The organism is Roseburia rectibacter, assembly GCF_014287515.2.
Taxonomy (GTDB): Bacteria; Bacillota; Clostridia; order Lachnospirales; family Lachnospiraceae; genus Roseburia; species Roseburia rectibacter.
Genome location: NZ_CP092473.1, coordinates 528325 through 535000, shown reverse-complemented (window position 1 = coordinate 535000; position 6676 = coordinate 528325). Strand labels below are relative to the sequence as shown.

At 41.1% G+C, this 6676-nt stretch carries 8 protein-coding genes; 1 reads left to right on the top strand and 7 read right to left on the bottom strand.

Going from position 1 to position 6676, the window contains the following annotated elements:
* Positions 1-2: 2 nt before the first annotated feature.
* From rplA to rpmG, 5 genes are all read right to left on the bottom strand, one after another.
* Positions 3-698, bottom strand: a complete 696-nt coding sequence (gene rplA / locus H8S51_RS02525; protein WP_117921881.1) for a 50S ribosomal protein L1 — start codon at positions 696-698, stop codon at positions 3-5.
* 139 nt (positions 699-837) lie between these two features.
* Positions 838-1263: a 50S ribosomal protein L11 gene (gene rplK / locus H8S51_RS02520; protein ID WP_006855728.1), complete on the bottom strand. Its 426-nt coding sequence runs from the start codon at positions 1261-1263 to the stop codon at positions 838-840.
* Positions 1264-1333: 70 nt separating this feature from the next.
* Entirely contained in the window at positions 1334-1852 is a 519-nt protein-coding gene (gene nusG / locus H8S51_RS02515; RefSeq protein ID WP_006855729.1) for a transcription termination/antitermination protein NusG, read from the bottom strand.
* Positions 1853-1869: 17 nt separating this feature from the next.
* On the bottom strand, positions 1870-2085 hold the full coding sequence (secE, locus tag H8S51_RS02510; RefSeq protein WP_015521110.1) for a preprotein translocase subunit SecE: 216 nt from the start codon (positions 2083-2085) through the stop codon (positions 1870-1872).
* Between the two features lie 26 nt (positions 2086-2111).
* Complete coding sequence (gene rpmG, locus H8S51_RS02505) at positions 2112-2261, bottom strand: 50S ribosomal protein L33 (RefSeq protein WP_006855731.1); 150 nt, start codon at positions 2259-2261, stop codon at positions 2112-2114.
* Positions 2262-2665: 404 nt separating this feature from the next.
* Between rpmG and H8S51_RS02500 the strand changes: the two genes are divergently transcribed.
* The gene (locus H8S51_RS02500) at positions 2666-3964 is read left to right on the top strand and encodes a flagellar capping protein (RefSeq protein WP_241070862.1); all 1299 of its coding nucleotides are present in this window, start codon (positions 2666-2668) and stop codon (positions 3962-3964) included.
* Positions 3965-4056: 92 nt separating this feature from the next.
* Here H8S51_RS02500 and H8S51_RS02495 read toward each other — a convergent pair whose 3' ends face one another.
* On the bottom strand, positions 4057-5241 hold the full coding sequence (locus H8S51_RS02495; RefSeq protein WP_241070861.1) for a CgeB family protein: 1185 nt from the start codon (positions 5239-5241) through the stop codon (positions 4057-4059).
* A 176-nt stretch (positions 5242-5417) separates the two neighbouring features.
* Positions 5418-6674, bottom strand: a complete 1257-nt coding sequence (locus H8S51_RS02490) for a glycosyltransferase family protein (RefSeq protein ID WP_186899975.1) — start codon at positions 6672-6674, stop codon at positions 5418-5420.
* Positions 6675-6676 lie beyond the last annotated feature (2 nt).

Genomic DNA, 6676 nt, shown 5'->3' with positions numbered 1-6676 from the left:
TGTTACTGTGTAATTTTAACTACGTTTAATCTTACACCAGGTCCCATTGTAGATGTAAGAGTTGCACTCTTAACATACTGACCTTTTAAGCTTGCAGGTTTAGCTTTGTTGATTGCACCCATAAGGGTCTGGAAGTTGTCGCTTAACTGTTCTTCTGTAAAAGAAGCTTTTCCAACTGGCACGTGGATAATGTTTGTTTTGTCCAATCTGTACTCAATCTTACCAGCTTTGATGTCGTTAACAGCTTTTGTAACATCCATAGTTACTGTTCCAGCTTTCGGGTTTGGCATTAAACCTTTCGGTCCAAGTACACGGCCAAGACGTCCAACAACGCCCATCATGTCCGGTGTAGCAACAACAACATCGAAATCTAACCATCCCTCGTTCTGGATCTTCGGGATCAGTTCCTCGCCGCCTACGAAATCAGCGCCTGCTGCCTGTGCTTCATCAACCTTGGTTCCTTTTGCGAATACTAAAACCTTAACTGATTTACCAGTTCCGTGTGGTAATACAACTGCACCACGGATCTGCTGCTCTGCATGACGTCCATCACAACCTGTTCTGATGTGAAGTTCGATTGTCTCATCAAATTTAGCTGTTGCGTTTTTCTTTACCAGGCTGATTGCTTCAGCAACATCGTACTGAGCAGCCTTGTCAAAACCTTTAACAGCTTCCTGATATTTCTTTCCTCTTTTCATTCTAAAAAAACCTCCTGGTGGTATTATCGGGAGAGGGCCCTCCCACATAATCGTTAACAAATAGTCTTAATTGTTGTAGAATTTTCCAGAAGAATGCCGCTCTTGCATTCTTCCAATGAATTTGCTGTTTTTGCAAATTCTATTCTTCTACGGTAACGCCCATACTTCTTGCAGTACCGGCGATCATGCTCATAGCTGCCTCTAAAGATGCTGCATTTAAGTCTGGCATTTTTAATTCTGCGATTTCCTGTAATTTTGCTTTGGAAAGTGTAGCAACCTTTGTCTTGTTCGGTGTTGCAGAACCAGATTTAATATTGCAGGCTTTCTTAATTAATACAGGAGCAGGTGGTGTCTTTGTAACGAAGCTGAAGCTTCTGTCTGCGTATACTGTAATAACTACAGGGATGATAAGATCTCCCTGATCAGCTGTTCTTGCGTTGAACTGTTTTGTAAATTCAACGATATTAACGCCGTGCTGTCCAAGAGCAGGTCCAACTGGAGGAGCAGGTGTAGCCTTGCCAGCAGGAATCTGCAATTTGATATATCCTTCTACTTTCTTTGCCATTTGGAATTGCCTCCTTAATCCAATGTTTCAGGCATGATTTCATACCTGCGCACAGATCCTGGTCTGTGCATTAATTGTTAAGTTTTACATCTGCGAAACTTATTTCTACCGGTGTTTCGCGACCGAACAGTTCAACATTGATCGTTACACTCTGCTTTCCGTGGTTCATCGCCTGAATTACTCCGATGGTGTCTTTCCAGACGCCTCCGGTAACCACAACGGTGTCTCCCTCTGTAAAGTCAACTTCAATGTTCTCTTTTTTGATTCCCAATGGTTTCATTTCCATATCGGTAAGTGGAACCGGCTTACTTCCCGGACCAACAAATCCGGTAACACCACGGGTATTTCTGACAACATACCATGTGTCGTCATTCATAACCATATTGATAAGAACGTATCCCGGAAACATTTTCTTTGATACGGATTTTTTTGCGCCATTTTTCATTTCGACAACATCCTGCATCGGAACGCGGACCTCTAAGATCTGATCTTCCAGATGTCTGTTTTCAATTGTCTTGTCAATGTTCGCTTTTACCTTATTCTCATATCCTGAGTAGGTATGAACAACATACCAGTGTGCCTCTGCCATAAATCACTCTGCCTCCATTAAAAATTAAAACCAACAAGGAAATCAACGCCATACTGAATTGCGAAATCCAAAAGCGCGATAATAAGACCTAATACAACGGATACAGCAATAACCGCCGTGGTCTGTCTTACAAGTGATTGTTTCTCCGGCCAGATGATCTTTTTGAACTCAGCCGAAAGACCGGTAAACCAACTCTCTTTCGGAGCCTTGTCTAACTTCTCGGTTTCTCCCATTTTTTCACTCCTTTGCCACGCGCGTCTTATTTGGTTTCTTTGTGTAACGTATGGGTCTTGCAGAATCTGCAATACTTTTTGGTTTCCATCCTGTCAGGATGAGCTTTTTTGTCTTTTGTCATGTTGTAGTTACGGTTTTTGCATTCCGTACATGCCAATGTTATTTTTGTGCGCACAACTTCCACCTCCATTAAAATTCTTTGTGCTTTTTCCTGCCCCGGTCTCCGTAGTGAGACGTTTTCTAAGGATCAGCGACAGTCCTTAAAAAAAGGCATAAAAAAAAGACCTACTTCCATCGCCTGTCTACTATATCATATCCGTCTATTTCCGTCAATCTTTTTTTATATTTAAAAATCCACAATATCTATCCATACTTTTCTGTGAGTTTTTTCCTATTTATTTCCTATTTTCACATTTTTTTCTCAAATGGTATAATATTTTTAGATGGTTCAACCGAAATAGTTCTAAAGAATCTTTAAATTTATATTAAAATCCCCACATTTATCATGCCAAGCGGCAAGGATGCTGTCCTATAACCTGATAAATGTTATATATTTCATGGAAGAAAGGAGGGGTTTTCTTGGCTGCTATTGACAGTGCATATCATTATTATTTAAGCACTTATGGCACTTCGAAGGTATCGCGTTATGATACCCATAAGAAGAGTCAGCTTCGTGCTGTCTATAATCAGATTGTAAAAACAAACAAAGATACTCCTCTGTATAAAATTCCAGACTCCACAGATGTCAAAAAATTTGCGATCGATCTGAAAGAACATACCAGGTCTATCCAGAATGTGATCGCATCCCTTTCTGACAATGATGAGGGGATTGAAAACGTATTCAATAAAAAAGTGGCAAAGTCTTCTGATTCATCCTCTGTTAATGTTTCCTACATCGGAGAAGATCAGAATCTCGATAATTCTCTGCATTTTGATGTTGAAGTAAGGCAGCTTGCTGCTCCGCAGATCAATATCGGAAAGTTTCTGTATCCTGATGAATGTGATTTTAAGGCCGGTACTTACACATTCGACATATCAACTGACTTAAATTCATACGAATTTCAGTATACGGCAGGCAGAAATGATGACAATCAGTACATTCTTGAAAAACTTGCACGCCTGGTCAATTCTTCCGGCGTCGGAATCCATGCAGATCTTGCGAAAAATGCCAGCAATAAGATTGCACTGCGTCTGACTTCAAGCCAGACCGGTCTCGCTGACGGTCAGTCTTATCTGTTTGAAGTTACCCCAAGTTCCGATCATGCATCCGCAAAAGCAATGCAGACACTCGGTATTGACAATGTTGCCCAGCAGGCATGTAATTCTTCTTTCCTGTTAAATGGTACTGAACACGCATCCTTGTCTAACACTTTTACCGTCAACAATGCTTTTGAGCTGACATTGAACAAACCAAGTTCCCGGACAACGCCTGTACAGATTGGTTTCAAAACAACCGCTGACTCTGTTGTAGACAATGTACAGTCTTTGATAAATGTGTACAATAATCTGATCCAACTGAGTTATCACTATGACGATACACAGGAAGCAGATAAATTGCGGCGTGATTTCACGCAGGTAGTGAAACCTTATTACAATGAATTTGAGTCATACGGACTGAATTTAACAGACGATGGAGAAATCAAAATCGATACAAATCTCCTGACAGACGCCGTTACTTCTGCTGATGCCAAAGAATGTTTTTCCACATTAAATAAATTCAAAAATGATCTCGGAACGACCGCTGGAAATGTCTCTGTCGACCCATTAAATTATGCAAGCAAAACGATGATCACATACAAAAGACCCGGACATAAGAATTTTTCCTGTCCTTATCTGACTTCCGTTTATTCCGGAATGATGTTAGACAGATACTGCTAAACGGACACTTACAGATTTTCTGTAGTGTCCGTTTAATATTCCAATATCCCAGATGCAACTTCAGATTATGCATCTTTCACACTGATCATGTACTATATATCATTTTCCTGATTTTCATTTTCTTCTATAATATCCAGCATCGTATTTATTCTTTCTATATAATTGTGATGCTCCCTTACTTTTCGATAACCATTTTCCGCGATTGCCAGACGTTCTTCCTCATGTGCCAGATAATATCCTGCTTTTTCACAAAGATCATCAATTCCGTCAAAGCATACTAAATCTTCGCCTTCTTTAAAATAATATGGTATCTCTGCCTGATAGTTCGTCAACAAAAAGCCACCTGCCCCAAGCACATCCCATACCCTGAGCGGTATGCCGCTCTTGATATTCGGAATCGTAAAATTCAGATTGATCTTTGACATACGAAAAACCTGCGGCAGCTCACTCCAGTAATCAACCGAACCACAGTACTGAATCCGCAGCATATCACTTATATCACTGTTACTGTACACATTGACATGATAACGTTTTGACAGTTCGATCAATGCACGTCTGCGCTCCACTTCCGCAATTTTAAATCCAAGTACGGTCGTCTGAAAGATCAGTCCAAGATCCGAAAACGACCCTTCTGATTTTTCTAGTTCAAAATATTCCTGAAGTTTTTCCAGTATATCCGTGGTCAGCATAGATTCCACAATATTTGCACCACTGATATTTAACTGTGCCTCGATCACTGCGTCAAAATACCCCCGTAGATATTCTGGCAGCCTGCTTTTTATCTTATCATAAGAATTTCTTTCATAAAGGCTTCCAACAAATGCGATATCCCCTTTGTATTTCTGTATTTCCGGCGAATTTGCAATCACCATATCCATCCGGTTTGTATCTACCGCAAGCGGAAGATACCAGATATGCTCTACTCCCATCTCCCGAAATTCCAGATAATTTGTCTTATCAAATGTAAATATATAATTGCAGGGATGAAAAATGGATTCGTGATACATACTGATCAGCGGATTGTCACAGCTCCACGATACATATTTTATTCCCATCTTCTGACAGACATTCGAGATCAGCGCAAAATAATTGACCGTAAATACCATATCATAATGCGTTTCCTGCATTTTGTGCTCAATTATTTTTTCAAATTCCGGATCAATATCATAATTGCCAAGGTGCTGTTCGATATTATCCACAGTATGTCCCAGCAATATAAATGTCTGCTCTATGTCTCTGTAATTATAAGCCTTCCAGCGATACATCAATATGTGCATAATAATCCCCATTCCTGCGCTGCTTTTAAGCGCATCACAAGTTTGTGCGAAGCACAAATCTTGCGTGTGAAAAATGTATTTTTCACACTAATCTCCATTCCTGTGCTGTTTCAGCCAAAATAACGTTTTCATCTGTATATAAAGCCTGTTGCAGAGAGAGAATAAGAACCTCCGCTCTACATCCATGCTTCCCTGATCCATGCTGCCCTGCTTTTCCACGTATGATGCTCTTTTGCTGCCTGATATCCACAGTCTGCCATCTTTTGTGTGGATTGCATGTGTCCAAACAGATCAAATACACGTTCCGGCAGGGTACGGATTTCATTTCTTGAAAACATCACAAGCTCTTTTCCATCCGTAAATTCTCTTCGCAGATAAGTGGAATCATCCGTCACAACTGCTGCACCCGCAAGCATTCCATTAAAAATACGGTCATGTGCTCCGGCTTTAAACCAGGTCATCGTATTCAGGACAATCTTGCTGTCGTTCATCAGTGGCAATATTTCCGGCGCAAGTACTTTTCCACCATACACCAGATACGGATTATCGCTCCATTCACACTGATCCCAGCCTGTTCCATATGCTGTCACGCGAATCCCATTTTCCACCAGAATACGGACAGCCTGTTCACGAAAAAATGACGTGGCATACGAGTCAATAAAACGCATCTGCACGATGATCTCATGAATACGCTGTTCTGAAATATCATTCCGCTTATATTTTAAATATTCTTCTATCACATCCTCTGTTGTCCGGTCAGGATGATGCACCAGTTCTGACAGCACAGTCTGTGCCATCTCCTCTCCATCGACTTCCGGGATGGATGATAGATCCGGTATCATCTTCGCAACTGTGTAGATCGGCAATGCCCCGGCATATAAAACATCAATTCCACGCTCCGCAAGCGGCTTGTGCCTGCTGCCAAGTTCCACTCCCGCATGTGGCAGGAAATCAGTATACCGGATATTTTTAAAGTATCTTCGGATGTAGCGGACATGATTCCGGTCTGTACACAGCACAACGGATGTGTCCGGCGCATTCTGCAATGGTTTTTCATAATGAAACGGGTGATCCATCAGGATATTGATGTATGGAATCTCATAGGTTTCCCACAAATTCGGCTCTCTTGAGGAATTTATATCTTTCGGGGAATATCCCATATTCTGTTTTGAACATGCATCACCAGTTTCTGTTTTGGCTTCCGGAAGTGTCAGATTATATCCGAGGTTATTAAAAGTGACACCAAAAAATCTCTGTCCTTTTTTTGTACCTTCTTCGATGCATTCGATCAATGCCTGCTTACTCTCCTCTTCCAAACGGGCATCATAAGTAAATGAGGCATACCCCATGGTCTCAAACGCATTTTTCAGTTCCTGTGTAAATAAGTCAAGGGTATCGTAGATGCCGGTGATGTAGATGATGGTTGTTTGCATGG